This window comes from Acetobacter tropicalis (genome assembly GCF_030644465.1).
GTDB lineage: Bacteria > Pseudomonadota > Alphaproteobacteria > Acetobacterales > Acetobacteraceae > Acetobacter > Acetobacter tropicalis.
In genome coordinates this window covers 2034152-2057457 of record NZ_JAUYUW010000001.1, presented here as the reverse complement: position 1 = coordinate 2057457, position 23306 = coordinate 2034152, and the positions used below count along the sequence as shown (strand labels likewise).

Below are 23306 nucleotides of genomic sequence, written 5' to 3'. Positions count from 1 at the left end.
GGTTCTTTTCTTGATACTGCATGCGGCGAGGCCGGTATTCTTTGCGAGCCAATGAACATCTCCTAAAAAATACTGCATGAACGCAAAGCGGGTTAGTCCAGGAATTTCCCGGAGCCGTCGCCGTCCTGCACATGAGCGTACCGTGTTGTCGTGGCGAGAGACGCATGTCCCACAGACCGCTGGACGGCGTGAACATGGGCCCCGCGATCCAGCGAGTGCGAAACATGAGCGTGCCGGAGCCAATGCGCCGAAAACGACGATGGCAATCCGGCACGCTTACCGGCCCGCTTGACGATGCGATGAGCCGCATCATGCGAGAGCAGGCCGCCATTGTGGCCGGGGACAAGCGGAGCCTTTGGCTCGGTGTCAACGCGCAGCGCCACAAGCTCTTTGTAGAGTTTTGCCGGAATTTCCACCGGCCTCGTCTTATTGCCCTTGCCGAAAACCGAAGCCACGCCGCCTTGCTGCCTGCGCGTCACGTCCCGCCATGTCAGACGGCACGCCTCAGAAATGCGCAGGCCCATCACGTAGAGAAGCCGCAACAGCGCGCGGCGGCGTGGGCATTTTTCCATATCAATGAGCGTGGCAACCTGCTCTTGCGACAAAATGCGCTCGTGCAGGCTGTCACGCTCCCGGTCCAGTCTGAGGGCCTGCCCTACGTTCCGGGCCAACATCTCCGTCTCCGCGCCGAACGCGATAAGAGATTTGGCAGCGGCCATCGCCAGGCGGCGAGAAGAGGCTGCGCCTCCCAGACTGTCCGACCAGTTTTGCAGGTCTGGCAACGTCACGTCAGCCAGTGGCTTCCCCGCATGAGCGAGGAGACCCAGCGCAACGCGCTCATAGGCGCGACGTGTGTTTTCAGACTTGCTGTGCAGCCACGCTCTGATGAGCATTTTGTCAGCAGGAGATGGACTGCTTTTCTGCGCGGTTTGAACCGCCATTCCGGCAGTATCTCCACTAACCATTTGAAATGCCTAGATTTGTGGCTACTTTTCCCCCTCAAAAATCCGCGTGATAACATCAATTATCTTGCGGGTTTCATGGGGCATCTGCGGGTTATCTTGCACATTGCCCTGTAGGCAATGCGTGATAACTCGGGGTTATTCTTGCGCATTTAATCAGACGGTGGACCGCCAATCTTACGGCCGCAATCACCCATCTTTGGGCCTCGCCAACCTGACCGCAGGATGCCTGGACGAAAATTCTCTCCGCCCCGGCGTGCCCGTTCGTCCCTCTCGGCGGCCTCCACGCGCCGCACAACTTCTTCCGGCACACGCATCGCCACATCTCCCATGCACCGCAGAGATTTCTGCGGGACACGGAAAATGTTGCACACACGCGCAACCCGATTGCGAAGAAGAAAAGCGCTCATGCCCAGATCAACATCCGAGCGATGATAAGGAGGTTTGTCACCAATCAGGCGGACAACCACAATGCAGTCCGCATCATACGGCCGCAAAACCAGAACAGGTTTTTTTTCGTGCAGCGCAATGGACCCACGGCAGAAAACCTGCCCTTTGACCATATTCGCTCGCTTCAGAATCAAAAAAAGCCGTGGCCTTGTGGGCACACGACTTCGAAGATTGTGACAACTTATGTTATCTGCTTGCAACAAGCAAGGTTTTTAAATGGAATCCTCTTTCTGTATCCATCCGATAGATGGTGCACCAGAATATCCATGCTCAAATACGAACCACGCATGAGCCGTCTTTCCGCCTTCGGCTGAGATATCTGTTCCACCCGGAGGCATAGAAATGCGGTTACTACTCACCCAAACTCTTGCCAGAGGCACAGATGGAAACCATTCATTCCGTTTCCGCCCCTCAAGAAACGCCAGCCTGAGAAGGACTGCCACACGATCATGTGTTGATGCCAAGGCACAATCAATAAAGTCCTGCGCCACTTTGAATGGCGGATTACTGATAATACTGTCTGGGCAAAATGATGGAATAGACCTGGTATAATCCATCACGGGGAAACTTCCGTCTTTACGGTCACGCATATCCGAACCAAAAGCAATCACATCGTGCGCCATTAGCCTGTCAACAATGTTTCCACTACCACAACACGGGTCCAGAACCTTCCCAAGAAAAGGTTTTTCCTTTTGCAATAAGGCGTCAACGCACCAAGCCGGCTCAACATACCAGTCATCTGGGTGCCGTTCATGACCAGATTTACTCACTGCGCCATCATCCTTACGGGGAAATTGTCATACAGTTCAACAAGCTGTTCAAGCAGAAGCTCTATGGCGCCACTCACACGCATCCGGTCTTTATTCATCGCAGCGTGCATCTGATTCACTGACATCCCGTCAATCATCATCATCTGCAAAAACCGTTGGCTGACCTCGCCCAGATTACGCTGCACAGACTGGCAGCGCGAAACAGCAGCCGCACGGGACAGCATCGCATACTCTATATCTGAGCATGCCCCGGACTTTCCTGCTTCCGGATCCCGCGCTCCAAGTATCCCGGTCTCGTAATCCCGTGCCCACATTTCTGCTGCAGCAACATGCCTGTCCTCAATCGCACCGGACTTACGGAGCGTATAAAGCGCGCCAGATGAACGAATGCACGGTTGACTAACGCCCGGCACAACCTCGGTGGATGTTTCTATCAGGTCGCCATGGTTGCGGCGCTCAATCGTCCCCTGATCTGCCCTGATCCCGCGCCTGATGAGATCATTCTCACGCGCACTATCCTTTTCTGCCAGGAGCAACGCTCGAACACGGTTTTGCTCCTCAATGGAAAGTTGTTCCCACGTCGGCGCTTCTTTGCCTGCAATGCCCCTAAAACCCGAAACCATTTCGCCGCAGGCTGGATCACATGCGGTCACACTTGCACTACTACTTATTTCTCGCTGCACGTTGCTGCCCCGCATGTTCTCATGTACCGTCCTTTATGGTCGCGGGGTTGCCGGGACTTTTCTAAACGGCGCGCCATACTGGCTTCCAACTCGGCATTGGCGCGCCGTTTCTTCACTGTTGTCCATTTGGACAGCACAAACTCAACCAGTTTCATGGCGATCATTCTGCCCTCAACGGGTTTGCAGAAACGCCGTATTTATCAAGCAAATAATCAGCAAGCTCTTGCGGATCATCAAAAGCCTTTTTGCTGCTTTTTGTTTTGTTTGCCCGTGCAATCAGCACCATCCAAAACATCATGGCTCCAACCCATTCCATGGGTGAACTATCAAGCCAGACGCCAATACCAACTGTGGCCAGAACAAGCACAAAGGTGCTGATGTTCACGGCAATACCACCAATCGCTGATTGAGAAACCAGATAAAAGCATGCATTTTTCTGCGCCATCACGCGGCTTTCTGCTGTTTGTCAGGGTGGAAGTGCGATTCGTATGCTGACCGCGTCCAGGCAATAGGCGGCAAGCCATTGCGTTCAGCAATTATTGGCCATTCTCGCGTCATGCGACCAAAATCGCCAAGTTCCTGCATGGTTTTACCATAAAGGCTACCAGCCTTCTCATAGGCAGCCTCCATTATCTGCTGCCATTCCGGAATATCTCGTTGCACAGCGCCTTGCTCAGAAACAATCTGGGCAATCTCTTCCCCGGCAACGGCCCTTTCAACAGGGGCCTTGAAGACACCAAACCCCTTGGGAGCATCGAAATTTTTAGCCATTTTTTGTTTATGAGCCGCGATAGCCTCAACAATCAGGTCCGGGCTTATGCCCCGACCAAGATATTGCTTGGCAAATGACATAGCAAAACCAGCCTGGTCTTCGCCAAGTCCAGATGCCGCCATCATCCTGGCTGCCAACCGTTGCGCATCCGCCTGCTCATAAGCAGATTTCTCGGTTTCGGTTTCGGTTTTGGGGTTTTCGGTTTCCACAGAAGTAGAACTAGAAGGAATATTATTATCACACTCTATATCTAGATCTATGGGAAACCCAGAAACCGAATTATCTTCTCCCGAAACCGAAACCGAAACCGAATGGGTTTTTGTGTTTGGGTTTTGGGTTCCAGTTTTCCCACCAGACATAGCGCTCATCAGCGGCATTTTGCGCTGCTGCTGTGCCTGGTGCATTTCCCGCTCGCGGCGTGCTTTCGCCTGCTCTGCTGTTTCGCCTTTTCGTGGCCTGCCTCCTCGCGCGCCATTTGACGCATTGGCGGCTTGCTGGGGCGTCATCGTCGGCGGAAGGCTGCCCTCAGCAATTCCCCGCTCAATAGCCTGTCGGTTCTCTACTGCCATAGCACGACGGTACGCCCGCTCTTCACGGCGTAATTCACGCTCATACAAATGCGGGCTGAATAGCGCCCCATCATCATCGCGCGCCATGAAGCCAGACTGCACAATCATAGGCAGCATACGGTCCAGCACATCTGGCTCCAGCCAGGCCTGTCGCGCAATCTGCTCGTTGTCCAGAACAATATCACCAGCACGAAACACGCAAATACGTGCTTCTTTCAGAGCATCATGCAGATTTGTCACAATCCCACGAAGATCTGGAGCCATAGAACGCAAAAGCCGGAACGGTGTTATCGCGTCCCGGTCAAACTCTGAAACAGTAGGCAGTATCATGCTGCAAGCCTTTCAGGCGCGGCCGACGGCACCCGTATATAGCGCAGGACCTTTTCCAGACCCAGCACAGTCAAAAGCTGCTTTGATGGGGCGCGATGCGTGTTAGCAATGCAGGAAAGCGTTGTTTTGTTCAGCCCGTGCGCTCGCGCAAAAGCATCGTTTCCTCCGCTATCCCGCATTGCTGTATTCAGTTTTGCAAACATGGCTTTTACCGGGATGATTTTGCCATCCTGCTGCTTGTAGGCCTCAACAGCCACAAGACCCAGCACGGCCAGCACATCGTCAGATAGCCTGCGCCGCGCATTGGCAATATTGCTCACCGTCTTATCATTCATCCTGGCCTGCACAGCAAAAGCCGTGTTGCCACCAGCTTGACGAATGCGTGTATTCAATTCTGCATACACGTCCTCACCGGTCAAAAGATCAGCCATCATGCAGCCCCTTTATCGCTGACCACATAGCTCTCGCCGGTTTTTTGCACCTGATGCACTATGCCCATCGCATGCTGCAGGACATGGATAGCGCGTGAAAACTTGGGAGCAATTTCATTCGCCTCTGGCAGATCAATCTGATGATCCTCCAGAATACGCATGGCCGTGCTGAGAATATCCCCAGAGGACATGGCGAACTCGCTCATGTTCTCGCCAAAATCACCCGGCCCGATGTGGTGGGGGATAAGCATATACCCCAACGCATGCGCCATGGCTGCCAAAATGAGTGGCTTTTCCGCGCAGTGATCCAGGTCAATGGCAACATCCACAGGCACCATGCCATCCCGCTGCCGGTTAGAATAATCAGAAAACTGGGTGCGCCCCACGCGGCTTATTGTGGCTGCGGCGTCAATGCCGCCCACATGTTCTACAGCCTGTTTAGTGGCCGTTTTTAGGCCGGGCACAAACCGATGGGAATAAAGAGATGTCATGCGCCCGCTCCTGGCTGCATACGCGATAAACGGGCCAGTCTGTTGCCAGACTGACCCGCACATCTCACGATAGGGCTGCGACACCTAACCACCGTGAGAATTTGAGAATGATATTTATAGTGAGCACCGCCGCCCTGATGTACCTGATCTATCTGGGAACAGGCTGGCTTGGTGTACCTGAAAGCCATCGCATGCAGGTTGCTCTTTGGGGTGGCGGCATCCTGAGCGTTCTGGGGGCTCTTGCAGGATTTCTCCTCAAAACCTTGCCACAAGCTGGCGGCAAAACTGGAAATTCTCCCAGCAGGAAACCCACCATTCCACAGGGCCGCTTTACTGCGGGCTTTTCCGGAGATGATCTGCGCCCCACAGAGGGCGGCCGGAACAATATGTATTGCCGTCTGGTAGTCGGCTACGCAGACGCCAAAAGCGACGTGACCAGCCGGATTATTGACGTGCAGGCTTTCACCGTTGCGGCAACCCCAGATGGTGAGGTTGTACCCTACAATCTGGATGCTTATTGCGAACTGCGCAAAGCGCAGCGCAACTTCCGGGCAGACAGAATTGTTGAGTGCAAGCTTGCTGATGCGGAAGATGCCGAATCTGACGTCAAAGACCTGATGGCCACCCTTATGGCTGCACCAGCTACCACCATCTGCGATAACCAGACCGCGATTATCCGGCCCATAGCCATGCCAGATCTGGTGTTGGACTACATGTTCCGCACACCCAACTACAGGCGCGTAAACATACGCCCTGTTTCCTTCGGCTATACAGAACGTAGCCGAGGTAACCGCCGGGAAAGAACCTTGCTGTTTATTGATGGCATTGCTGAGGGGAAAACCCAGCAGCAGCGGTTTAGAACCGAACGCATAAAGAGCGTATGGCAGGCCGGACATGAGAACCCTGAGGGAAATATTGCAGCCCTGTTCCTGCCTGGTCAGAGGGCGGACTGAGTTCGGCTGACAGCCTACAGAACAAGCGGCATGGTTCCCCTCATGAGACATCATGCCGCCTCGCTTTTACGCTCGTACAGGTCTGGACGTAGTTCCTCACGCGGGATCCCGAAAGCACTTTCGATAGCGACGATGTGCTTGTCGGGGATACGCTTCCACTTCAGGACGGCAGAGTGCGAACGCAGACCGATTCCTTCAGCCAGCTTCTTGCACCCACCCACACGCTTTCTGAGTTCTGACGGTTCCATTCACAGATATGTGCCCGTTGGAGACATATTCTGTCAAATGGTTTTGTGCCCATTAGAGACCCGCGATGTCTCGAAAGGTGTCATATTCCCCAAATGACTGAGACAGTAGGCGATAGACTTCTTCAGCTTAGAAACGGACGCAACCTCAACCAGATTGAAGTTGCGGAAGCAATTGGTGTGGGTAGGCCATATCTATCTAGCCTTGAAAGAGGCAAGAAGGTTGGTACGCCTCAAACACTTTTAGCGCTCGCTGATTTCTATAACGTTTCCATCGACTACTTGATACGTGGCATTGGTTCTTCTTTTCCCGGCGCGAATAAAAACTGTCAGCCTCCTTATTCTGCAGAAGAGCTGGCCCTTATCGAACTCTGGAGAGAAATGGGCGAGGACCAAAGGAACCTCATCCTTACGCTTATTGAGAAGGCGGTTAGGCCCAACGCTGCCTAACTTACTGCGAGCAGTTGAGGCCATTACTCTTCACTTTTCAATATTCTGAGATTTCTGGAACATTACCGGCAAATCCTAGAATTTCCGGCTCTCCATAATCTCCGGCCTCCTCATCAACCTCCATCTTTACAGATCGACCTCCCGCAACAGACAAAGAACCTGCTCGCACTTTTTCCACCCATCTAAGTGCATCATTCTCTGATCGGCATAGAATGGGACTGCCGGGCTCCAAAACCTTCTTTTTGCCCTTAAGCCGCCAGACATACGGAAGGAAGACGATTCGCGTCACCATTCCCATTGATGTTTCCTCCTTTATGTTCTCTTTTTGTTCTATACCGATGCGCCAAATGGAGACAATGCAATTTTTACGTGTGTCTTATGGTGACATTTTTCTCTTGCACAATATGTCTCTATTGGGCACATTGCATCCATCATAACCCGTGGTGGAGAAACATCATGCTCAACGCTGCACGAGAGCGCCGCCTAGCGCAGGCCCCTGTAGCAAATGGTAGGGACGGCGATAGCACGCAGTCACCCGGCCACGTTAAGCGCACATTTGTCGTCAGCGCTGAGGATAATGCTCTTATTGAGCAGATAGCTGCGCGTGCGGCATCCTATACCGGCAGCCAGCAGCTCGGCCGCAATAGTCATAAGCGTGCCTTTGATCTGGCCTGCACCCTGCTCACGGAATGCCATAGGCTGTGCCGCCCCTTGGCGCTCAAGCAAATGGCTGAGGCGAGTGCAGATCAGATCCGTGGGGATCTGACAACACTGCGCCAGCACTTTGACATGGGCGGCTGCACCCTGCCCCACACCGTAAACCTGCGCTTTGAAGCCAGATTTTGGCAGGAAAAATCATGAGCCCCGCGCAGGAACGCCAACAGCATATCTGCGCAGCCTACCGGGCAGCACAGAACGCTATCCCCATGTTTGTCGTCTACCGGCCCATCACGTCTGACCACCCCGGAAAATGGGTGGCACGGATGCACCTGACTGAACCCAATGCCGCAACGGACCTGCTGATCGAAGCAGATACGCTTGTTGGTATCCGCACCCAGTTGCCGCCGGAAGCCGTGAATATTGGCCGTTATTTTTACGATAATCCCGTAATCGAGGAGGTCTGTCTGTGAACCTGACCACGCAAACCCGCGCCCCCGTACCTGTCCTCCAAAATGTCCAGGCGCTTATCCGCCGCGCTGGCCTCATGCGGGCGATGGCTGACACCCTGTTTGTTGAGGCAGAACGCATCGAACGTTTTCGCAGCGCGTGCGCTGCCAGCAACAATCCGGATGGTGCAGCCATATGGCAGCGTATTGCCAACTCCTACCGCACGGAGGCCGAGGCCTGCGTGTTTGAAGCGGATAAGCTCACGGGGGCACGGCCATGACCACCGCGCACCAGGCAAATACTCTGCAGGCGCGCACCGATGCCGCCGCACAGAAAACGCTCGCACACGCGGCAGAACGCGCCCTGATCTGCGCAGCTACGCTGGCCGGCAAGGCAGTGGCCACCTATCAGGGCCTGTCACGCACCACACTGGGCGAGATCACAAACGCGCTTGCCTTTATCGCTCTCGGCACCGTGCTGATGTGCTGCACGGATGCAGGCTGGTGGCTGCTTGGCCAGTGGGCTGACAGCGTAACCAAAATGGTCCTCTACCTGGAGGGCGCAGCATGATGATGGTACAGCACCATGCACCTACCCTTGACCGTGCTCGCCCGCGCCTTGGCTTTGTGCCTGCTCCGGCTCTGCGCCTTGGCGCTTCTGCGCCGCGTGGCGCCACGCTCATTGATGATGGCAGACAGATTGACCTCGAGGAAGCAACCGGCCGCTACAAGCCCAATCAAGCCGCAGAACTCAAGATGCACCGGCATATCGGCAAACGCCTGCGCCAGAAACGGCAAGAACGCGGCCTGAGTCTCCCTGCCCTGGGCAAACGCGTAGCCCGCAGCGGCCAGCAGATCCAGAAATACGAAGTCGGGCATGACGCAATAAAGGCTGCCACCCTCTTCCAGCTTGCCGATGCCCTAGGCGTGCCCATGGCGTGGTTTTTTGAAGGTTTAGTCTGATGGACAAAAACTATCTTCGTAATGACTTTGATACCCATGTCATGACGGAAAGTGTAAGCCGCAGCTTTGATTTTCGTCGCCCAGATGGTTCCAGCTATTATTTCTTCAATATGACATGGAGCCGCGGGAAAATCTCCATCTCCGGAGATATCGGAAGCATGGTGCTCCAGTGCTGGCCTGCCATGAGTTCTTTGGAAAGCTCTGTGCATTGGGGGCATAATGCTGATCTAGATTATCTCTTGGGTAAATCATCAGCAAAAGAAGAATATGATGGTGAAGCTACAGCCAGAGAACTGATCCGGATTGCAAACAGAGAAGTTATTGAAGCAATCAATGGCTACTGGATTGATGATTACTTCAAAGATCCGGAAACAAAAATATATTCGTCAAAAAAACGCCTTGTTCATAGCGGTATGCGGCAGGATCTACAAAAGGTTAGGAAAGGCGAACTTGATAGAGATATGATTGATGACGTGCTCTTGTTTGAAAAGAAAGAAGAGAAAAAGAGCTGGTCTCTGCCTCATGAAGATGATCCCAATCGTTATTGGAGCTTCTTTGAATGCTGGAACACTTGGGTTGAACTATGGAAAGCATTAGAAGGTTTCGGTCTTTATCATGATTATACTGATGATGATTTAAAGAATATCACCAAGTCCTCCTATCGTCGCAAAATGCGCGAAGAAATTGAGAGCGTATGTTACGATAAGGAAGGAGCAATTAGCCTTTTTCGGAATACTACTTTCGATGAATATCCGCTCCAATATAACTATTCTTTCAACAACTACAGAATTGTAGCGGCCTTCCGCTGGGCCTGCCGCCGCTTAATTGCGGAAGGTGTTGTGCAGCCTGAAAAGGCAGCAGCATGACAGAGGAAGAAGACGGCAGCTTTGACGGCCAGAATGATCCTGATCGCGCCACTGGCGGGATATCGGCTGAACGGCTGCGCAGCATTATTGAGCGCATTGAACGTCTGGAAGAAGAACGCAAGGCTTTGTCAGGGGATGTCAAGGATATCTACACGGAAGCCAAGTCGGCCGGATTTGAAGTGAAAATTATCCGCCAACTCATCCGCCTGCGCAAACAGGAACCGGCAGAAATTGAGGAGCAGGAAACACTGCTCGACATATATCGCCGCGCATTGGGTATGTGACCATGAACGAAGACCAGAAAAAGAAAATGATGGAGCGGCTGAAGAAGCTGCTCTCCCTCAGCCGTAGCGCTAATGAGAACGAAGCCGCAGCAGCCCTGGCGAAAGCTCAGGAACTGATGCACGAATTAGCGATAACCGAAGATGACCTGGAACTGGTGGACTATGCCACGGTGGAAAGCCCTGTCATCCTGATGCGCCCTGGACACCGCCTGCCAATTTACGGCGGCATGTTGGCCAGCACCATCGAGAAAGCATTCGGCTGCAAGGCTGTTTTTTCCGATAGCACCATTCTCTGGCTCGGACCGAAATCAAAAGCGGAGATCTCAGCCTATAGTTGGACTGTCCTGGCACGCTTGCTCAGCACCAAACGGGCAGAATACTCCTTCTTCATCATGCTCCAGGAGCGCAACCCCGGCCGCAGCTCCTCCAAAGCAGATACCTACTGCGAGGGATGGGTGTATGGTGTAGGGAAAAACATTATTGAGGAAAAACTGTCTGAAAAGGAAAAGCGCCTGACAAGCCTTTTCACTAAGCAGAAATTCCCACGCCTGGGCACAATGCAACAGCGCGGATCCGGCCTGAGCGATAGTGACGCAAGTGATGCCTGGGCAGACGGTATGGCAGACGGCAAGAACACCCGCCTGCACTCAGGCGTCCAGGCCGACCACAAAGGCCAGATCCGCGAAACCCGCTACTTGGGAGCAGGCGCATGAGCACTATTCTTGTCTGCGGTCTTGGGCGTTGCGGAACAACAGCCGTCATGAGCATGCTCTCTGCGGCCGGCATCCCTACTATAGGGCGTGCTCCGTCATTTGAAGATGCAGAAGCTCTTTCACTCATCAAACACAAGCCGCAGCTCCATTTCCGGGGCAAGGCAATGAAGTGGCTTGATTGCCACCGTCCAGAAAATGGAATCGTGCCCGGAAATTATCTGACAATCTTCATAAAACGGGATCATGCGGAGCAGGCAAAGAGCATGCTTCGCTTCTTGGGCACACCAGTCAACAGAGCGAATATACGCGCCATGGCCAGTTCTATCCGCCATGATGAACCATTGGCAGAGAAGCAAGCAGCATATGCATCTCATAATAGGTTATGGTGCATTACATTTGATGAACTGATTAATAAGCCAATAAAAATATCTGGAGAGATAACAGATTTTCTGTTCCGCTTTTCGTCCAGAAACTATGACAGAGTTCTTCAAAATAGATATCAAACTGCGGCTAAAATGCAGTCAGCTATCCATTCCCGTAGACCAACCAGCCTAGAAACGCCCTGGGAGGACACGCTCAACCCAATATTGGGCTTTGCAAACCATGGAGCAGCACTATGACCACGCGCAATAAAACGGTTTGCAAAGGCAGCAAAGCCCTCGGGACAGACTGTAATAACTGCCAACGTTGTAACGCACAACTATCCCCGACCGGCGTATTCGTGCGGCTGCCACTGAGTGATGAGCAGCGGGAAGCATTTATTACGGCAGTTGACTGCGGAGAAGTGGCGGAACAGGCCGTTCTCTCTATCGGAACGTCAGTGACGGGTGCAGGGTTAGATCCATCACGGGACAGCTTCGAGGCGTTCTATTCCCAGATGTGCACCAAGGCTACAGGATGCGCTGGCGTTAACCCGGATTACGTTCGTGGCCTGCGTAGCGGAGATGGCTATGGCTACCGAACCTTCCTGAATAACGCCTGGGAAGCATGGCCTGAGTTTATAGATTTTGCCCAAGCCAAACTTACCGAGCGTGACGCGGAGATTGCGCGGTTGAGGAAGTCTTTAGAGCATATTAGAGATTTGCCATTCCCGCAGATGGACCTGCCCGCAACAACTATGCACAGCATTGCGCATAAAGCCCTGAAAGGCCCGGAAGCATGAGCGAGGAACTGCACGAACGTGCGTTCTGGGCGCACCTAGATGCTTGTGCGCAAGCTGTCCGAAGCAAGATGCGGCCAGATGCAAAAGTCACAATTATTGTGAGGGCACCAGAAGCGCTACCGTCTGAGGCTTTAATATCCAGCAACGATGATCTCTCAATTGTATGCGATGCTGTCCAATACTTTGAGAAAGAACAGAACACCCGCGCAGGAGAGAAGGCGTGATGGCTGGGTCTGCTAGAATAAGAAATGGCACACGTGTTTCATCTGACGGCACAATTAATCATAACGACACTCTAATGTCGTGGCCTGATGCGGACAATCGTGCAGGTTTCCGCCTAGATCGTCGCAAAGCATGGTGTTTCATTCCCAATGACCAAGGCCTGCCTGATCTATGCGAGGCAATATCATGGTCATCTGCCTGCTATGGCTGCACGGAAGTGCCAGAAATGACGCAAGGGCCGGATCGTGGATCAGGTTGCTCTGAATGTGGGTATACGGGACGCACCCGAAACGCTCAATGGGTTCCATATGCGAGAGGAGAGGCAGCATGACCACCCCCAACAACTGGCCCAACCCTGAACGGCTTGGCGTGCCTCCCAATCCAGAAAGGGATGGTCTGTATGCAATGCGGATAGATGAGAAATTCATCGTTCGCTATTGGTCAGCCACACAACGGCATTACTCGTTAGTGCCAGGGTGGAAGAAGGGAATTTCGCCCTCTGATGCCTCGGTTTTTACTTTCTGTGGAGAAATCCTTTCCCCCGCGCGGATAGCCGAGATGCTGGATCAGGCTGAGCGCCGAGCAGAACAGCGGGTGCAGGCGAAGATCGGAAGGCCGGTTTATCAATTCAAAAGCGGTGTTTCATATTGGACTGATACAACCGAAATTTTTTACAAGGCGCGTGTCTTGCAGGGGCAGGAGGTCAGAAAACTCTATCGAGCTGAAGCCATAGACGCAGCGCGGGAGGTAGGGCGATGCCGGAATTTGATACTGACAGCACAGACAACATCATCTGCCCATACTGCGGATATGAGGACTATGACTCGTGGGAATCAGGTGACGGAGAGGAGGAGTTTGATGAGACATGTGGCAACTGCGGGAAAGAAATGCATGTCACCCGCCATTACACCGTTTCCTATTCATCTAAAAAACTGGAGGCTCACCATGACTTTCCCGAGGATTGAGGCTGCTGCGCGGGCGATTTCTGAATATGTCTATGAGCGCGCTGGGAAGCCATTGAAATGGGAAGATATGGGAGACACCCGGCAAGACGTTGCGCGGGACTATGCATCTGTCGGCCTCGCAGCAGCAGACGCGGCGGCTTGGAGGCCGATTGCGAGCGCGCCTGAGGATACCACAATCCTGACCTATTACCGGGACGGTCGCGTGATGGCTGACACGTTCCCCTATCGTGGCATGCTGGAATGGCAAGAACAGTTGGATGCGCCTCCAATCTGCTGGCAGCCCCTGCCCGCTCCGCCTGCAAACAGCGCTGAGATGGGAGGGGTGGATGGGTGAGATCGCTACTCCCTCCCGCATAGATGCTCAAGAGGTTGCCTCCATGCTGGGCGTGCCAAAAAGGACAATCCAAAGCATGGCTCAGCGTGGAGAAATACCCGCAGCAAAAGTCGGAAGACGATGGACGTTTAGCCGGTCGCGTATTCAAGACTGGGTTATGGAAAAGGAAAATAAGAATCTATGCCGCGCTCATCAAGAAAGCAGAACAAAACAAAAGCGCCCAAAAACTGCTTTCTTCGCGGAGAAATTTGGTGGGCAGAAATTGTTATCAGCGGCAAGCGCCACCGAGAAAGCCTACGCACAACTGATGCACGGGAGGCTGAAAGACGCGTAGAGGCTATTAGGAACAAAATTGAGCGCACGGCCATAGGAATTCCTGATGAGGAATCTTGGCCGGCTGCCGTTGTAAGATGGGCAGCGGAAGGCCTATCTGGAGTTAAGCCATCAGTCCGAACACGCTATCTCTCCAGCATCCGAAATTTCGATCAGCAGTTTGGCTCTCTCCTCATCGCATCCATAAGCACGAGAGACATTGCCGAATGGGTGAGGAGCAGAAAATCAGGGGGAAAATCATCCCGTACAGAATGCGGGACGGAAATATCAAATGCGTCCATCCAGCGTGATCTGACTGCCCTATCTCGCTTGATGAGTTTTTGCTGCTCAATCGGGTGGCGCACTGATAATCCCGTTCAATCCTTTGACCGCACCATCATCCGTGAGCGTAGAGACCCTAAGCGACCTCCTACCCTGCACGAAATAGAGCAAGTTATGCGGGCCGCTCCTGCTGGTGTTGCAGGTATTCTCGGCATCCTGACAACCACAGGTATGCGTTTGGCAGAGGCCGTACACCTGGAGAGGTCTCAGGTCGACTCCAAACGCCAACAGATCCTCCTCACCAAAACAAAGACTAGTCGGCCAAGGACCATTGCTTGGATTACGCCAGGGGGAGATGCCACGCCCTACCTGGAAAAAGGGCATAAAAAAGGGTTACTCTATGTCAGCGAGGCGACTGAACAGGCCTATGCTAATTTCTCATCCAATGTCGGACAGGTCCAAAGGCGAATCCTGAAAGACAATCCATTCTTTCATCGTTTTGGGGTGCATGATCTACGGCATGCCTTTGCACTGCGCTGGCTCAAGGCTGGTGGGAACATTTACCGTTTATCCCGTCACCTAGGCCACAGCAGTGTTAAGGTGACGGAGCAAAACTACTTGGGCTACCTGACAGTGGAAGAACAAGAGCGCGTCCAGCTCGCGGCAGAACAAGGATCTATGGAATAACTAAACCCCACAAAATCCCCCACATTGATGTGGGGAGGTCAGGGAAACCCCCCACAAAAACCATTCGATTAATATCGTAATTTCTGACTTAAATCAGGGAGTTGTTGGCGGAGGGGAAGGGATTCGAACCCTCGATACAGTTTAACCCGTATAACGGTTTAGCAAACCGTCGCCTTCAGCCACTCGGCCACCCCTCCGCAAGAAGAGTGTAAAGATACACGACGTTTGCATTGGTGCTTTTAGGGGGTTCTTCGCTTTCCGTCAAACCCCCTGAACGCTTATTTGAGGGGATTTTTTACATCCCCTCTTAACTTACCCGTTCAGTTTGGCTTTCAGAGCCTCGTTCACCAGAGCCGGGTTGGCTTTGCCTTTGGTTTCTTTCATGACCTGCCCCACAAAGAAGCCGAACAGCTTATCCTTGCCAGAGCGGAATTCTTCCACCTTGTCCGCATGTTTGGCCATGATGGCATCCACAGCGGCGTCAATCACGCCGGTATCCGTTACCTGCTTGAGGCCTTTTTTCTCAACAATGGCGTCCGGGCTTTCCCCCGTTTCAACCATGTCTTCAAACACATCCTTGGCAATCTTGCCGTTGATGGTGCCATCGGAAATCAGGTCCAGCATCTTGCCAAGCGCTTCCGCGCTGACAGGACTGTTTTCAATGGTGCGCCCGGTGCGATTCAGTGCGGCAAACAGATCTCCCGTCACCCATGTCACCGCCAGCTTGCCATCACGCCCTTTGGCAACGGTTTCAAAGAAATCCGCCACAGACTGTTCCGCCACCAGCACCCCGGCATCATAAAACGGAATGCCGTAGTCTTTCTGGAAACGGGCGCGCTTGGCGTCCGGCAGTTCTGGCAGGGCCGCTTTAAGGCCATCCACCCATGCCTGTTCAATCACCAGCGGCAGCAGGTCAGGGTCCGGGAAGTAACGGTAATCATGCGCGTCTTCCTTGGAGCGCATGGTGCGGGTTTCCCCACGGCCGGGATCAAACAGGCGGGTTTCCTGATCGACCTCGCCGCCATTTTCCCAGATTTCCACCTGACGCGCAGCTTCCACTTCAATGGCCTGCATGACAAAACGGATAGAGTTGACGTTCTTGATCTCGCAGCGCGTACGGAACGGCTCACCCGCTTGCCGAACAGACACGTTCACGTCCGCCCGCATGGAACCTTCTTCCATGTTGCCGTCACACGTGCCCAGATAACGCAGAATCTGGCGCAGCTTGCGCAGGTAGGCCCCGGCTTCTTCCGGCGCACGGATATCGGGTTCGCTGACAATTTCCATCAGCGCCACACCGGCGCGGTTCAGGTCCACAAAGGAACGGGTGGGGTCCTGATCATGCAGCAGCTTGCCCGCATCCTGCTCCATATGCAGCCGGGTGATGCCGATCTGGCGGGTTTCACCCCCTGGCAGTTCAATTTCAATCGTGCCTTCCCCAACAATGGGGTGGGCAAACTGGCTGATCTGGTAGCCCTGCGGCAGATCCGCATAGAAGTAGTTCTTGCGGTCAAACCGGCTTTCCAGATTGATGCGGGCATTCAGGCCCAGACCCGTCCGAACAGCCTGCGCCACACATTCCCTGTTAATAACCGGCAACATGCCCGGAAAAGCCGCATCGACCAGACTGACCTGCGTGTTGGGCTCTCCGCCAAACTTGGTGGACGCGCCGGAAAACAGTTTGGACTGGCTGATGATCTGGGCATGCACTTCCAGCCCGACCACAATCTCCCAGTTTCCGGTTTTACCTTCAATAACGTAGCTCATGCACCTGCCTCCGCATGCAGGGTGGGCGTGTGGGCAAAGCCCGCAGCAGCCTCAAGCGCGCCGCCAACAGACAGCACGGTTTCCTCATCAAAATGCCGACCAATAATTTGCAGCCCCAACGGCAGCCCTTTTGCGTCCAGCCCCACAGGCACGGACAGCGCAGGCACACCAGCCATGCTGGCAGGCACGGTAAAGATGTCGTTCAGATACATCTGCACCGGATCATCCATGTTTTCACCCTGCGCAAACGCAGCACTTGGCGCGGTTGGGGTCAGCAGCACATCCACCTGTTCAAAAGCCTGCACAAAGTCACGCTTGATCAGTGTGCGCACTTTCTGGGCCTTGAGGTAATACGCATCATAATAGCCAGCGGACAGCACATAGGTGCCCATCAGGATACGGTTGCGCACTTCTTCCCCAAACCCTTCGGCGCGGGTCCGCTCATAGATGCCATCCAGCGTGGGGGCGTCCTTACGGGCACCAAAGCGAATGCCATCATACCGGGCCAGGTTGGATGAACACTCAGCAGGTGCAATGATGTAGTAGGTGGCAAGCCCGTATTTGGTGTGCGGCAGGGAAACATCCACAATCTCGCACCCGGCATCCCGCAGCCAGGCAATTCCCTGCTCCCACATGGCCGCAATTTCAGCAGGCAGACCAGGCGCACGATATTCTGCAGGAATCCCGACCCGCAGGCCTTTCACGCTTTTACCAACAGCCTGAGCAAAAGCGGGAACCGGGCGGTTGGAACTGGTGCTGTCTTTTTCATCAAAACCAGCCATGGCTTCCAGCATCAGCCCGGCATCTGCCACGCTGCGCGTCATGGGGCCAGCCTGATCAAGGGAGCTTGCAAACGCAATGGTACCCCAGCGACTGCACCGGCCATAGGTAGGTTTAAGCCCCACAATACCGCAGAAAGCGGCAGGCTGACGGATTGAGCCCCCCGTATCCGTGCCCGTAGCCGCCAGAGCCAGACCAGCCGCTACCGCAGCAGCGGAACCACCGGAAGACCCGCCCGGCACCAGCGCGGTTGCCTCATCCCCTTTCCGCTGCCACGGATTGAGAACAGATCCGAACGCGGATGTGATGTTGGCCGACCCCATGGCAAATTCGTCCAGGTTGGTCTTGCCCACAAAAACAGATCCGGCATCCAGCAGGCGCTGCGTCACGCTGCTTTCATACGGCGGTACAAAATCGGCCAGCATCTTGCTGGCAGCGGTTGTTTTAACCCCTTTGGTGCAGAACAGATCCTTCACGCCAATGGGCAGCCCTTCCATGGGGCGGGCTGTGCCATCAGCATAACGGGCATCTGCGGCATCAGCCGCTGCCAGAACATCTTTTTCCGGCAGAACGGTAATGTAGGCGTTCAGTTTGGGGTTCAGGCGCGCAATGGCCTGCATGTGCGCCGTGGCGAGGTCTCGCGCAGAAAATTTGCGGGCGGCAAGGCCAGTGCGCGCTTCGGTCAGGGTCAGTCCGGTCAGCATCTTATTCAACAACCTTGGGTACAGTGTAGAAGGGGCCAGATGTTTCCGGCGCGCAGGATAGAACGGCCTCACGGCAGTTTCCGTCCGTCACCACATCTTCACGTTGGCGCAGGGCTTCCATCTCCGTGCCCACCATGGGGGGCACGCCCTCAACATCCACCTCGGACAGTTGATCAACCCAGCCCAGAATGCCATCCAGCTTCTGGCGGACGGATTCAAGCTCAGCATCTTCAAGGCCGATGCGGGCCAGTTTCGCAATACGTCGGGTGGTCGCGAGGTCAAGCGACATGAAAGCAGACTCTCTTCAGACTGTTTAGGGGAAAAAAGCCCTAGCATAATCGGGCGCAAGGCAACATACCGTGCAGACATGGCACTCCTTAATCTGACCGACCTGACCGCCGCTTTGGCCCGCAATGACCGTCTGCTGGGCATAGATCCCGGCCGCAAGCAGGTCGGCCTTGCCCTTTCCGATGTCTCACGCATGGTGGCCACCCCGCTGGAAACCGTAAAACGCGGTAAACTGGGGGCCATGGCGACCCACATCCGCGCGCTGGCCGACCGGCACGGCATTGGCGGAATGGTGATCGGCATTCCTCTCTCCCTTGATGGCTCGTTCGGGCCAGCCGCACAGGCGGCAAAGGACTGGGCCATGGCACTTTCTGATCAGACCGGTCTCCCCGTCTGTCTGTGGGATGAACGCCTTTCTTCTTCCGCCGTAAACCGGATGCTGATTCAGGAAGCAGACCTGTCACGCAAAAAACGGGAAGGTGTGGTGGACCAACTGGCAGCCGCCTATATCCTGCAAGCCGCGCTGGACAGCATGCCCCGGCCTGCTCTTTTTTAACGGCTCCCGCCCTGTGACACAGGGTCGGCACAGCCTGTTCTCATATTTGCCATAAACAGTTTCCATCTTCATACGATTGAACGAACAGCATTTGGAGATTTTTTATGGCGCTTATGACGATCCGTACGTTCGCAACGACCCTGCTTGCCACCGCGGCGTTTACTCTCTCCCTGCCCGGTGCGCACGCTGAAGAACAGGGACCGATCAACCGCGCCTGGAATGATACCCGCTCCACCACCACCAATGCGTGGGACAAAACCAAGCAGGGTACCGCCAAAACATGGGACCGCACCAAAGAGGGGTCCGAAAAGGCTTGGAACAAAACCGAAAACGGCACTTCCGAAGCCTGGGACAAGACAAAGCAGGGCACCGCCAAAACGTGGGACCGCACCAAAGAAGGGTCCGAAAAAGCCTGGGATAAAACCAAAAGCGGCACTTCCGAAGCTTGGGACAAGACAAAGCAGGGTACCGCCAAAACGTGGGACCGCACCAAGGATGGGTCCGAAAAAGTCTGGGATAAAACCAAAAATGGTACTTCCGAAGCCTGGGACAAGACGAAGGAAGGGACCAATCACGCCTGGAACAAAACAAAGAACGGCACGGAAGAGGCTGCTGACTCCACAAAGAACTGGAGCAAACGGACCGGCAAGAAAATTGGCAACTGGGGCAAGGAAGCTGGACAGGACATCAGCAATACATTTTCTGGCAACAGCAAATAAAACAAACGGCCCCATTGTTTGAGGGAAGAGCAGCACGCTCTTTCCTCCCGAACAGAGAAAACCCCCACTTCCAAACGGAATGTGGGGGTTTTTTATGGACCTGCGGGAAGAAGGTTAGAGATCACAACCATGCTTTTCTTCTCCCTCGTCTTTTGATCAGTTTTCGCCAGAAGACAGAAAAACTTCGGGAAAAGACGTTTTTCAGAGTTATCCAATAGTCTTGAAATGCTGTCATCAGCCACTCCTTTTTCTTTTGTTTTCCAATAATTTCATATCTCCATGGCACGAATATGACGGAAGTTCTTTTTCAGTTCATATCCGAAAAGACAAGAGAGTTTCATGGAAACGTCACACCGTTGGAGGAAAAGAGAGGCTAAAAGGCCCTCGCACGTAAGCGCACAGGAAAGCACAATGCCCCGTTTTAACGAGCAGCCCCTCACCCCTGCCCCCAATGAAAAATGGCGCGAAGCCGTTCGGGAAACATGGCGGCAGACACTTCTGTATATCTGGGAACAGCCGACCGATCTGCCTGCACCCCGACCAGCCCGTGCCAAAAGCGCGTCCTCCCTGGAACGGCTGACACCTGCATATAGCCAGAACTGAGGTCCATAGCGGCCTTTTGGCGGCTGAGACACAGAATAGCCTCAGACTGTTTTTTATACAAACACCCGCTCCGGCTCTCTCCTGCTTCTCTTCTGGAAAAAAGACACAGAGAGCGATAACGACCAAATAGAGCAGGCGTTCTATAAAATAAAAGTTACGCTGCCGCCTGACGATTTCATGCGGAGTCTTTCTACAGCATCCAGTATGATCGTGTCATAACAACAAGAACAGAAGTTCTGACAATGGCACAATCTGACACACTCCTTGCGAACCCCGCTCCCCTTGGGCTGATGGGTTTTGGCATGACCACCGTCCTGCTGAATCTGCATAACGCAGGACTGGTGCCCATGGGCGCCGCCATTCTGGGCATGGGCCTGATGTTTGGCGGCTTTGCCCAGATTATTGCGGGCATTTTAGAATTCCTCAAAGGAAACACCTTCGGTTTAACCGCCTTTACGGCCTATGGCGCTTTCTGGCTGTCCCTTGTGGCGCTGATCGCCCTGCCCAAGCTCAACATTGTTGCTGCGACTGACCCCAACCTGATGGGTAGCTACCTGCTGGTATGGGGGCTTTTTACCTTTGTCATGTTCCTCGGCACGCTTCGCGCCACCCGAGCACACCAGACCATTTTTGCATCGCTTGTGGTCCTGTTTGTTCTGCTGGGGCTGGGGGATCTGCTTGCCCAACCCAACCTGACCGTAATTGCCGGTTATGAAGGTATTTTCTGCGGTTTGTCAGCCATGTATCTGGCGGCAGCAGAAGTTCTGGAAGCCCAGTTCCACTACGCCGTTCTTCCCGTAGGCCATGCAGGCCCCCGCCTGCGTGTTGCGATGGCCTGAAGCATCAGTCTGCACTCAGGCTGCTTACAACGACGCATTGCTCCTACCGGAGCAATGCGTTTTTACAGGAACGCCCCCGCCCCTTTTCCCTTCAGCGCATACCGGCTCCGCCCAATACGGGTGGAACCCCTTCGGCAAACCAAACGTTTTTCCTTGTCTTAGCCAATCATGATTTTGCGTGAGAAAGGAAAAAGGCCCGGCATGCATGCTCTTGCCCGAATAACGTTTGGTGCCGCCAGTGTTCTGCTTATGGTTCTGGCAGTCCTTCTGGTGGGCTTTGGCATTTCCGACCTTATAAAGCAGCTCTTCAGTCATTCCTGGCAGACAGCCCAGACCGCCGTGGTACATGCCATCAGTTATGTGGTGATTGCTTTGGCTGTATTTGACGTAGCCAAATATTTTATGGAAGAGGAAGTCATTCTTTCACGCGGCAAGCATACTCTGGCTGAAGCCCGCGTCAGCCTTACCAAATTTATTACCAGCATTATTATCGCGGTGTTTGTAGAAGGACTGGTAGGGATTTTCGAGACACGAGGCGATGGTCCCGCCACGGTTATTTACCCCGCTTCCCTGCTGATTGTGGCCACGCTTATGGTTTTCTCTCTGGGCATCTATCTCAAACTGAGCGTTCAGGCTGAAGGCGAAAAAAAGAAAGAACAACTGGAGGACTGAGGCCCTTCCTTCCTCCATAAAGCTTTTGGGCCCCGAAGAGACCTCTGCCCTCTTGGGAACACCAAGCGGCACTGAGCTGAGCTAGCAGCAGATCTGGCGCAATACCAAGACAACAACAGCTTACACAAAGCAGAGGGCAATGGCGTACCGAGAAAGCATTATCGACTGGTGATAAATCGGATCACCGCTTAATCCTTGAACAAGAAAAGCTGTAACCAGCTTCTAACCAGTTTGTGCATAATTCCGCGAATAGTTGTGCATCGACGCGTAACGTTACGCTACGGATCGCACGCAACACCTCGACAGAAAATCTAGAGAAACCAACTGTCAAAGGGAGCGGATGAGCAGCAATGAGTAGCGCTGCCCCTTGTGCAGAGAAGATACGTGGCCCCGTATAAGGTGGGACTCTAGGCATGATAAGACTGCCACAACGGCACGGATTCCGTAGCCTCTTGGGTCCATTTCATGGTGCCAGACACCATGAAGCCAACAACGAGAATGGAAAAAGAAAACGCCAGAAATGGCTGTTTTCAGCCGGTCAAAGATGGTGGGCGCAACAGGGATTGAACCTGTGACCCCTACCATGTCAAAACCGGCTGACCCCAACAAAATCAGAGACTTACAGAGTCAAACACGTTCAAAAACGGCACGCACGATCAAGGAAAAATCGTGCAATGCGTGCGAGAAGCGTACTAGAAACTAACTCTGTTGTCACGGATCTCCTGCCCCTTCAGACAAGTTTTTTTCATTGCATTCTTGTTTCGACCGGGAGTGCGGAGCGATGAGCCGCCATGCTTCCGTCAAGGCGGCTTTCCGCAAGCAGGTTCTGGGTCTTTACTTTGATCACAAGCTGAAGCCATCCGAAAAATCCGTGCTCATGACGCTCGCCACCTTCCTGGGGGCGGATGGGCTCTATCCGAGCCACGATGCAATCGCTCGGGCTTGCCGGTATTCCGTGCGGACAGTCATCAGGGCGCTTGAACGGGGCTATGAACTCGGACTGATCGAGCGAACCCACCGGCGCAAGCGCGTTGAGGGACGATGGGTGAGAACAAGTAATACCTACAGGCTGCTTATCAAGGCAGCTGATCAGGTCCGTGCGGCTGGAAAACATATGGCCCGCGCCATTTTCCGTGGTGTGCGGGTTCTAAGTGACAGGATGACGCAGAAGGCGTCCAGAGATATATCTATAGAGGAGAAACGACTGCTTTCAGGGCGTCGATACCCAGAACCCCACGGTCCCAGCCAGCTTTCACCCGGCGAGTGGGTAGAAATCATCAAAAGCTGGGAAGCCACCTGACCCGCAATTCTGTCTGAGCAGCACTGCTAAAGGGATATTGGGGCTTGTCACCTTTGATGTGGCCCTGTTACGTATT

36 protein-coding genes and 1 tRNA gene are annotated in these 23306 nt (G+C 53.8%); 23 read left to right on the top strand and 14 right to left on the bottom strand.

Features of this window, described 5'->3' with window-relative positions; genetic code table 11:
• Positions 1-92 precede the first annotated feature (92 nt).
• From QWU00_RS09260 to QWU00_RS09225, 8 genes are all read right to left on the bottom strand, one after another.
• Positions 93-965, bottom strand: coding sequence for a tyrosine-type recombinase/integrase (locus QWU00_RS09260; protein ID WP_081939139.1), 873 nt, complete (start codon positions 963-965; stop codon positions 93-95).
• Between the two features lie 149 nt (positions 966-1114).
• Entirely contained in the window at positions 1115-1525 is a 411-nt protein-coding gene (locus QWU00_RS09255) for a hypothetical protein (protein ID WP_035382123.1), read from the bottom strand.
• A gap of 99 nt (positions 1526-1624) precedes the next feature.
• Positions 1625-2182, bottom strand: coding sequence for a hypothetical protein (locus QWU00_RS09250; RefSeq protein WP_035382122.1), 558 nt, complete (start codon positions 2180-2182; stop codon positions 1625-1627).
• Positions 2179-2880 carry a hypothetical protein gene (locus tag QWU00_RS09245; RefSeq protein WP_231551881.1) on the bottom strand — a complete coding sequence of 234 codons (702 nt, stop codon included), beginning with the start codon at positions 2878-2880 and terminating at the stop codon, positions 2179-2181. Before QWU00_RS09245 ends, QWU00_RS09250 begins: the two co-directional genes overlap by 4 nt.
• A 145-nt stretch (positions 2881-3025) precedes the next feature.
• The gene (locus QWU00_RS09240; RefSeq protein WP_150395633.1) at positions 3026-3313 is read right to left on the bottom strand and encodes a hypothetical protein; all 288 of its coding nucleotides are present in this window, start codon (positions 3311-3313) and stop codon (positions 3026-3028) included.
• Positions 3310-4335, bottom strand: coding sequence for a hypothetical protein (locus QWU00_RS09235; protein WP_150395634.1), 1026 nt, complete (start codon positions 4333-4335; stop codon positions 3310-3312). The genes QWU00_RS09240 and QWU00_RS09235 overlap by 4 nt, the downstream gene beginning before the upstream one ends.
• A 197-nt stretch (positions 4336-4532) precedes the next feature.
• The gene (locus tag QWU00_RS09230) at positions 4533-4970 is read right to left on the bottom strand and encodes a hypothetical protein (protein ID WP_150395635.1); all 438 of its coding nucleotides are present in this window, start codon (positions 4968-4970) and stop codon (positions 4533-4535) included.
• Positions 4967-5458 (bottom strand): phage regulatory CII family protein, encoded by a 492-nt coding sequence (locus QWU00_RS09225; protein ID WP_035382114.1) that lies wholly within the window; start codon positions 5456-5458, stop codon positions 4967-4969. The genes QWU00_RS09230 and QWU00_RS09225 overlap by 4 nt, the downstream gene beginning before the upstream one ends.
• A 119-nt stretch (positions 5459-5577) precedes the next feature.
• On the opposite strand from QWU00_RS09225, the gene QWU00_RS09220 reads away from it, so the two are divergent.
• Entirely contained in the window at positions 5578-6411 is an 834-nt protein-coding gene (locus QWU00_RS09220) for a hypothetical protein (RefSeq protein ID WP_150395636.1), read from the top strand.
• 50 nt (positions 6412-6461) lie between these two features.
• Here the strand turns inward: QWU00_RS09220 and QWU00_RS09215 are convergent, their stop codons facing one another.
• On the bottom strand, positions 6462-6659 hold the full coding sequence (locus QWU00_RS09215) for a YdaS family helix-turn-helix protein (protein WP_035382111.1): 198 nt from the start codon (positions 6657-6659) through the stop codon (positions 6462-6464).
• A 93-nt stretch (positions 6660-6752) separates the two neighbouring features.
• On the opposite strand from QWU00_RS09215, the gene QWU00_RS09210 reads away from it, so the two are divergent.
• Positions 6753-7106 carry a helix-turn-helix domain-containing protein gene (locus tag QWU00_RS09210; protein WP_052051524.1) on the top strand — a complete coding sequence of 118 codons (354 nt, stop codon included), beginning with the start codon at positions 6753-6755 and terminating at the stop codon, positions 7104-7106.
• 37 nt (positions 7107-7143) lie between these two features.
• Here QWU00_RS09210 and QWU00_RS09205 read toward each other — a convergent pair whose 3' ends face one another.
• Positions 7144-7404 (bottom strand): hypothetical protein, encoded by a 261-nt coding sequence (locus QWU00_RS09205; RefSeq protein ID WP_035382110.1) that lies wholly within the window; start codon positions 7402-7404, stop codon positions 7144-7146.
• A gap of 158 nt (positions 7405-7562) precedes the next feature.
• On the opposite strand from QWU00_RS09205, the gene QWU00_RS09200 reads away from it, so the two are divergent.
• From QWU00_RS09200 to QWU00_RS09130, 15 genes are all read left to right on the top strand, one after another.
• Positions 7563-7967 carry a hypothetical protein gene (locus QWU00_RS09200; protein ID WP_035382109.1) on the top strand — a complete coding sequence of 135 codons (405 nt, stop codon included), beginning with the start codon at positions 7563-7565 and terminating at the stop codon, positions 7965-7967.
• Positions 7964-8236 (top strand): hypothetical protein, encoded by a 273-nt coding sequence (locus QWU00_RS09195; protein WP_035382107.1) that lies wholly within the window; start codon positions 7964-7966, stop codon positions 8234-8236. The genes QWU00_RS09200 and QWU00_RS09195 overlap by 4 nt, the downstream gene beginning before the upstream one ends.
• A complete protein-coding gene (locus QWU00_RS09190; RefSeq protein ID WP_035382105.1) occupies positions 8233-8493 on the top strand; it encodes a hypothetical protein in 261 nt (86 codons plus the stop codon). The genes QWU00_RS09195 and QWU00_RS09190 overlap by 4 nt, the downstream gene beginning before the upstream one ends.
• Complete coding sequence (locus QWU00_RS09185; protein WP_035382103.1) at positions 8490-8783, top strand: hypothetical protein; 294 nt, start codon at positions 8490-8492, stop codon at positions 8781-8783. Before QWU00_RS09190 ends, QWU00_RS09185 begins: the two co-directional genes overlap by 4 nt.
• On the top strand, positions 8780-9175 hold the full coding sequence (locus tag QWU00_RS09180) for a helix-turn-helix domain-containing protein (RefSeq protein WP_081939138.1): 396 nt from the start codon (positions 8780-8782) through the stop codon (positions 9173-9175). The genes QWU00_RS09185 and QWU00_RS09180 overlap by 4 nt, the downstream gene beginning before the upstream one ends.
• On the top strand, positions 9175-10041 hold the full coding sequence (locus QWU00_RS09175; RefSeq protein ID WP_035382102.1) for a hypothetical protein: 867 nt from the start codon (positions 9175-9177) through the stop codon (positions 10039-10041). Before QWU00_RS09180 ends, QWU00_RS09175 begins: the two co-directional genes overlap by 1 nt.
• Entirely contained in the window at positions 10038-10325 is a 288-nt protein-coding gene (locus tag QWU00_RS09170; protein ID WP_035382101.1) for a DUF2312 domain-containing protein, read from the top strand. The genes QWU00_RS09175 and QWU00_RS09170 overlap by 4 nt, the downstream gene beginning before the upstream one ends.
• A 2-nt stretch (positions 10326-10327) precedes the next feature.
• On the top strand, positions 10328-11038 hold the full coding sequence (locus QWU00_RS09165; RefSeq protein WP_035382099.1) for a DUF7168 domain-containing protein: 711 nt from the start codon (positions 10328-10330) through the stop codon (positions 11036-11038).
• Positions 11035-11658: a hypothetical protein gene (locus QWU00_RS09160; protein ID WP_035382098.1), complete on the top strand. Its 624-nt coding sequence runs from the start codon at positions 11035-11037 to the stop codon at positions 11656-11658. The genes QWU00_RS09165 and QWU00_RS09160 overlap by 4 nt, the downstream gene beginning before the upstream one ends.
• Before the next feature lie 101 nt (positions 11659-11759).
• Entirely contained in the window at positions 11760-12200 is a 441-nt protein-coding gene (locus QWU00_RS09155; RefSeq protein WP_035382096.1) for a hypothetical protein, read from the top strand.
• The gene (locus QWU00_RS09150; RefSeq protein WP_035382095.1) at positions 12197-12424 is read left to right on the top strand and encodes a hypothetical protein; all 228 of its coding nucleotides are present in this window, start codon (positions 12197-12199) and stop codon (positions 12422-12424) included. The genes QWU00_RS09155 and QWU00_RS09150 overlap by 4 nt, the downstream gene beginning before the upstream one ends.
• Before the next feature lie 753 nt (positions 12425-13177).
• Complete coding sequence (locus tag QWU00_RS09145; RefSeq protein ID WP_081939136.1) at positions 13178-13387, top strand: hypothetical protein; 210 nt, start codon at positions 13178-13180, stop codon at positions 13385-13387.
• Positions 13368-13721, top strand: coding sequence for a hypothetical protein (locus QWU00_RS09140; protein ID WP_150395637.1), 354 nt, complete (start codon positions 13368-13370; stop codon positions 13719-13721). Before QWU00_RS09145 ends, QWU00_RS09140 begins: the two co-directional genes overlap by 20 nt.
• Positions 13645-14055 carry a helix-turn-helix domain-containing protein gene (locus QWU00_RS09135; protein ID WP_081939135.1) on the top strand — a complete coding sequence of 137 codons (411 nt, stop codon included), beginning with the start codon at positions 13645-13647 and terminating at the stop codon, positions 14053-14055. Before QWU00_RS09140 ends, QWU00_RS09135 begins: the two co-directional genes overlap by 77 nt.
• On the top strand, positions 13968-15002 hold the full coding sequence (locus QWU00_RS09130) for a tyrosine-type recombinase/integrase (RefSeq protein WP_231551889.1): 1035 nt from the start codon (positions 13968-13970) through the stop codon (positions 15000-15002). Before QWU00_RS09135 ends, QWU00_RS09130 begins: the two co-directional genes overlap by 88 nt.
• A 105-nt stretch (positions 15003-15107) precedes the next feature.
• Here the strand turns inward: QWU00_RS09130 and QWU00_RS09125 are convergent.
• From QWU00_RS09125 to gatC, 4 genes are all read right to left on the bottom strand, one after another.
• A tRNA-Ser gene (locus QWU00_RS09125) sits at positions 15108-15199 on the bottom strand.
• Between the two features lie 115 nt (positions 15200-15314).
• On the bottom strand, positions 15315-16769 hold the full coding sequence (gatB, locus tag QWU00_RS09120; RefSeq protein ID WP_035382091.1) for an Asp-tRNA(Asn)/Glu-tRNA(Gln) amidotransferase subunit GatB: 1455 nt from the start codon (positions 16767-16769) through the stop codon (positions 15315-15317).
• Positions 16766-18253 (bottom strand): Asp-tRNA(Asn)/Glu-tRNA(Gln) amidotransferase subunit GatA, encoded by a 1488-nt coding sequence (gatA, locus tag QWU00_RS09115; RefSeq protein WP_035382089.1) that lies wholly within the window; start codon positions 18251-18253, stop codon positions 16766-16768. Before gatA ends, gatB begins: the two co-directional genes overlap by 4 nt.
• Position 18254: 1 nt before the next feature.
• Positions 18255-18542 (bottom strand): Asp-tRNA(Asn)/Glu-tRNA(Gln) amidotransferase subunit GatC, encoded by a 288-nt coding sequence (gene gatC / locus QWU00_RS09110; protein WP_006559089.1) that lies wholly within the window; start codon positions 18540-18542, stop codon positions 18255-18257.
• A gap of 78 nt (positions 18543-18620) precedes the next feature.
• Here gatC and ruvX point away from each other — a divergent pair, with 78 nt between their 5' ends.
• The 6 genes from ruvX (at position 18621) to QWU00_RS09080 (ending at position 23230) form a co-directional block, all read left to right on the top strand.
• Positions 18621-19097, top strand: coding sequence for a Holliday junction resolvase RuvX (gene ruvX, locus QWU00_RS09105; RefSeq protein ID WP_035382087.1), 477 nt, complete (start codon positions 18621-18623; stop codon positions 19095-19097).
• 104 nt (positions 19098-19201) lie between these two features.
• Positions 19202-19816 carry an endoglucanase gene (locus tag QWU00_RS09100; RefSeq protein ID WP_187668674.1) on the top strand — a complete coding sequence of 205 codons (615 nt, stop codon included), beginning with the start codon at positions 19202-19204 and terminating at the stop codon, positions 19814-19816.
• A gap of 411 nt (positions 19817-20227) precedes the next feature.
• On the top strand, positions 20228-20419 hold the full coding sequence (locus QWU00_RS09095; RefSeq protein WP_006559902.1) for a hypothetical protein: 192 nt from the start codon (positions 20228-20230) through the stop codon (positions 20417-20419).
• Between the two features lie 242 nt (positions 20420-20661).
• Complete coding sequence (locus QWU00_RS09090; protein WP_035382085.1) at positions 20662-21258, top strand: acetate uptake transporter; 597 nt, start codon at positions 20662-20664, stop codon at positions 21256-21258.
• 201 nt (positions 21259-21459) lie between these two features.
• Positions 21460-21930, top strand: a complete 471-nt coding sequence (locus QWU00_RS09085) for a hypothetical protein (RefSeq protein ID WP_035382084.1) — start codon at positions 21460-21462, stop codon at positions 21928-21930.
• A 781-nt stretch (positions 21931-22711) separates the two neighbouring features.
• Positions 22712-23230 carry a helix-turn-helix domain-containing protein gene (locus QWU00_RS09080; RefSeq protein WP_035382083.1) on the top strand — a complete coding sequence of 173 codons (519 nt, stop codon included), beginning with the start codon at positions 22712-22714 and terminating at the stop codon, positions 23228-23230.
• The last annotated feature ends 76 nt before the right edge of the window (positions 23231-23306 follow it).

Coding starts and splice junctions, on each gene's coding strand:
- QWU00_RS09260 (WP_081939139.1), bottom strand. CDS start 965: ATGGTTAGTGGAGATACTGCCGGAATGGCGGTTCAAACCGCGCAGAAA.
- QWU00_RS09255 (WP_035382123.1), bottom strand. CDS start 1,525: ATGGTCAAAGGGCAGGTTTTCTGCCGTGGGTCCATTGCGCTGCACGAA.
- QWU00_RS09245 (WP_231551881.1), bottom strand. CDS start 2,880: ATGCGGGGCAGCAACGTGCAGCGAGAAATAAGTAGTAGTGCAAGTGTG.
- QWU00_RS09230 (WP_150395635.1), bottom strand. CDS start 4,970: ATGATGGCTGATCTTTTGACCGGTGAGGACGTGTATGCAGAATTGAAT.
- QWU00_RS09225 (WP_035382114.1), bottom strand. CDS start 5,458: ATGACATCTCTTTATTCCCATCGGTTTGTGCCCGGCCTAAAAACGGCC.
- QWU00_RS09215 (WP_035382111.1), bottom strand. CDS start 6,659: ATGGAACCGTCAGAACTCAGAAAGCGTGTGGGTGGGTGCAAGAAGCTG.
- QWU00_RS09210 (WP_052051524.1), top strand. CDS start 6,753: ATGACTGAGACAGTAGGCGATAGACTTCTTCAGCTTAGAAACGGACGC.
- QWU00_RS09205 (WP_035382110.1), bottom strand. CDS start 7,404: ATGGGAATGGTGACGCGAATCGTCTTCCTTCCGTATGTCTGGCGGCTT.
- QWU00_RS09200 (WP_035382109.1), top strand. CDS start 7,563: ATGCTCAACGCTGCACGAGAGCGCCGCCTAGCGCAGGCCCCTGTAGCA.
- QWU00_RS09195 (WP_035382107.1), top strand. CDS start 7,964: ATGAGCCCCGCGCAGGAACGCCAACAGCATATCTGCGCAGCCTACCGG.
- QWU00_RS09185 (WP_035382103.1), top strand. CDS start 8,490: ATGACCACCGCGCACCAGGCAAATACTCTGCAGGCGCGCACCGATGCC.
- QWU00_RS09180 (WP_081939138.1), top strand. CDS start 8,780: ATGATGATGGTACAGCACCATGCACCTACCCTTGACCGTGCTCGCCCG.
- QWU00_RS09175 (WP_035382102.1), top strand. CDS start 9,175: ATGGACAAAAACTATCTTCGTAATGACTTTGATACCCATGTCATGACG.
- QWU00_RS09170 (WP_035382101.1), top strand. CDS start 10,038: ATGACAGAGGAAGAAGACGGCAGCTTTGACGGCCAGAATGATCCTGAT.
- QWU00_RS09165 (WP_035382099.1), top strand. CDS start 10,328: ATGAACGAAGACCAGAAAAAGAAAATGATGGAGCGGCTGAAGAAGCTG.
- QWU00_RS09160 (WP_035382098.1), top strand. CDS start 11,035: ATGAGCACTATTCTTGTCTGCGGTCTTGGGCGTTGCGGAACAACAGCC.
- QWU00_RS09150 (WP_035382095.1), top strand. CDS start 12,197: ATGAGCGAGGAACTGCACGAACGTGCGTTCTGGGCGCACCTAGATGCT.
- QWU00_RS09145 (WP_081939136.1), top strand. CDS start 13,178: ATGCCGGAATTTGATACTGACAGCACAGACAACATCATCTGCCCATAC.
- QWU00_RS09140 (WP_150395637.1), top strand. CDS start 13,368: ATGACTTTCCCGAGGATTGAGGCTGCTGCGCGGGCGATTTCTGAATAT.
- QWU00_RS09135 (WP_081939135.1), top strand. CDS start 13,645: ATGCGCCTCCAATCTGCTGGCAGCCCCTGCCCGCTCCGCCTGCAAACA.
- gatB (WP_035382091.1), bottom strand. CDS start 16,769: ATGAGCTACGTTATTGAAGGTAAAACCGGAAACTGGGAGATTGTGGTC.
- gatA (WP_035382089.1), bottom strand. CDS start 18,253: ATGCTGACCGGACTGACCCTGACCGAAGCGCGCACTGGCCTTGCCGCC.
- gatC (WP_006559089.1), bottom strand. CDS start 18,542: ATGTCGCTTGACCTCGCGACCACCCGACGTATTGCGAAACTGGCCCGC.
- ruvX (WP_035382087.1), top strand. CDS start 18,621: ATGGCACTCCTTAATCTGACCGACCTGACCGCCGCTTTGGCCCGCAAT.
- QWU00_RS09100 (WP_187668674.1), top strand. CDS start 19,202: ATGGCGCTTATGACGATCCGTACGTTCGCAACGACCCTGCTTGCCACC.
- QWU00_RS09095 (WP_006559902.1), top strand. CDS start 20,228: ATGCCCCGTTTTAACGAGCAGCCCCTCACCCCTGCCCCCAATGAAAAA.
- QWU00_RS09090 (WP_035382085.1), top strand. CDS start 20,662: ATGGCACAATCTGACACACTCCTTGCGAACCCCGCTCCCCTTGGGCTG.
- QWU00_RS09085 (WP_035382084.1), top strand. CDS start 21,460: ATGCATGCTCTTGCCCGAATAACGTTTGGTGCCGCCAGTGTTCTGCTT.
- QWU00_RS09080 (WP_035382083.1), top strand. CDS start 22,712: ATGAGCCGCCATGCTTCCGTCAAGGCGGCTTTCCGCAAGCAGGTTCTG.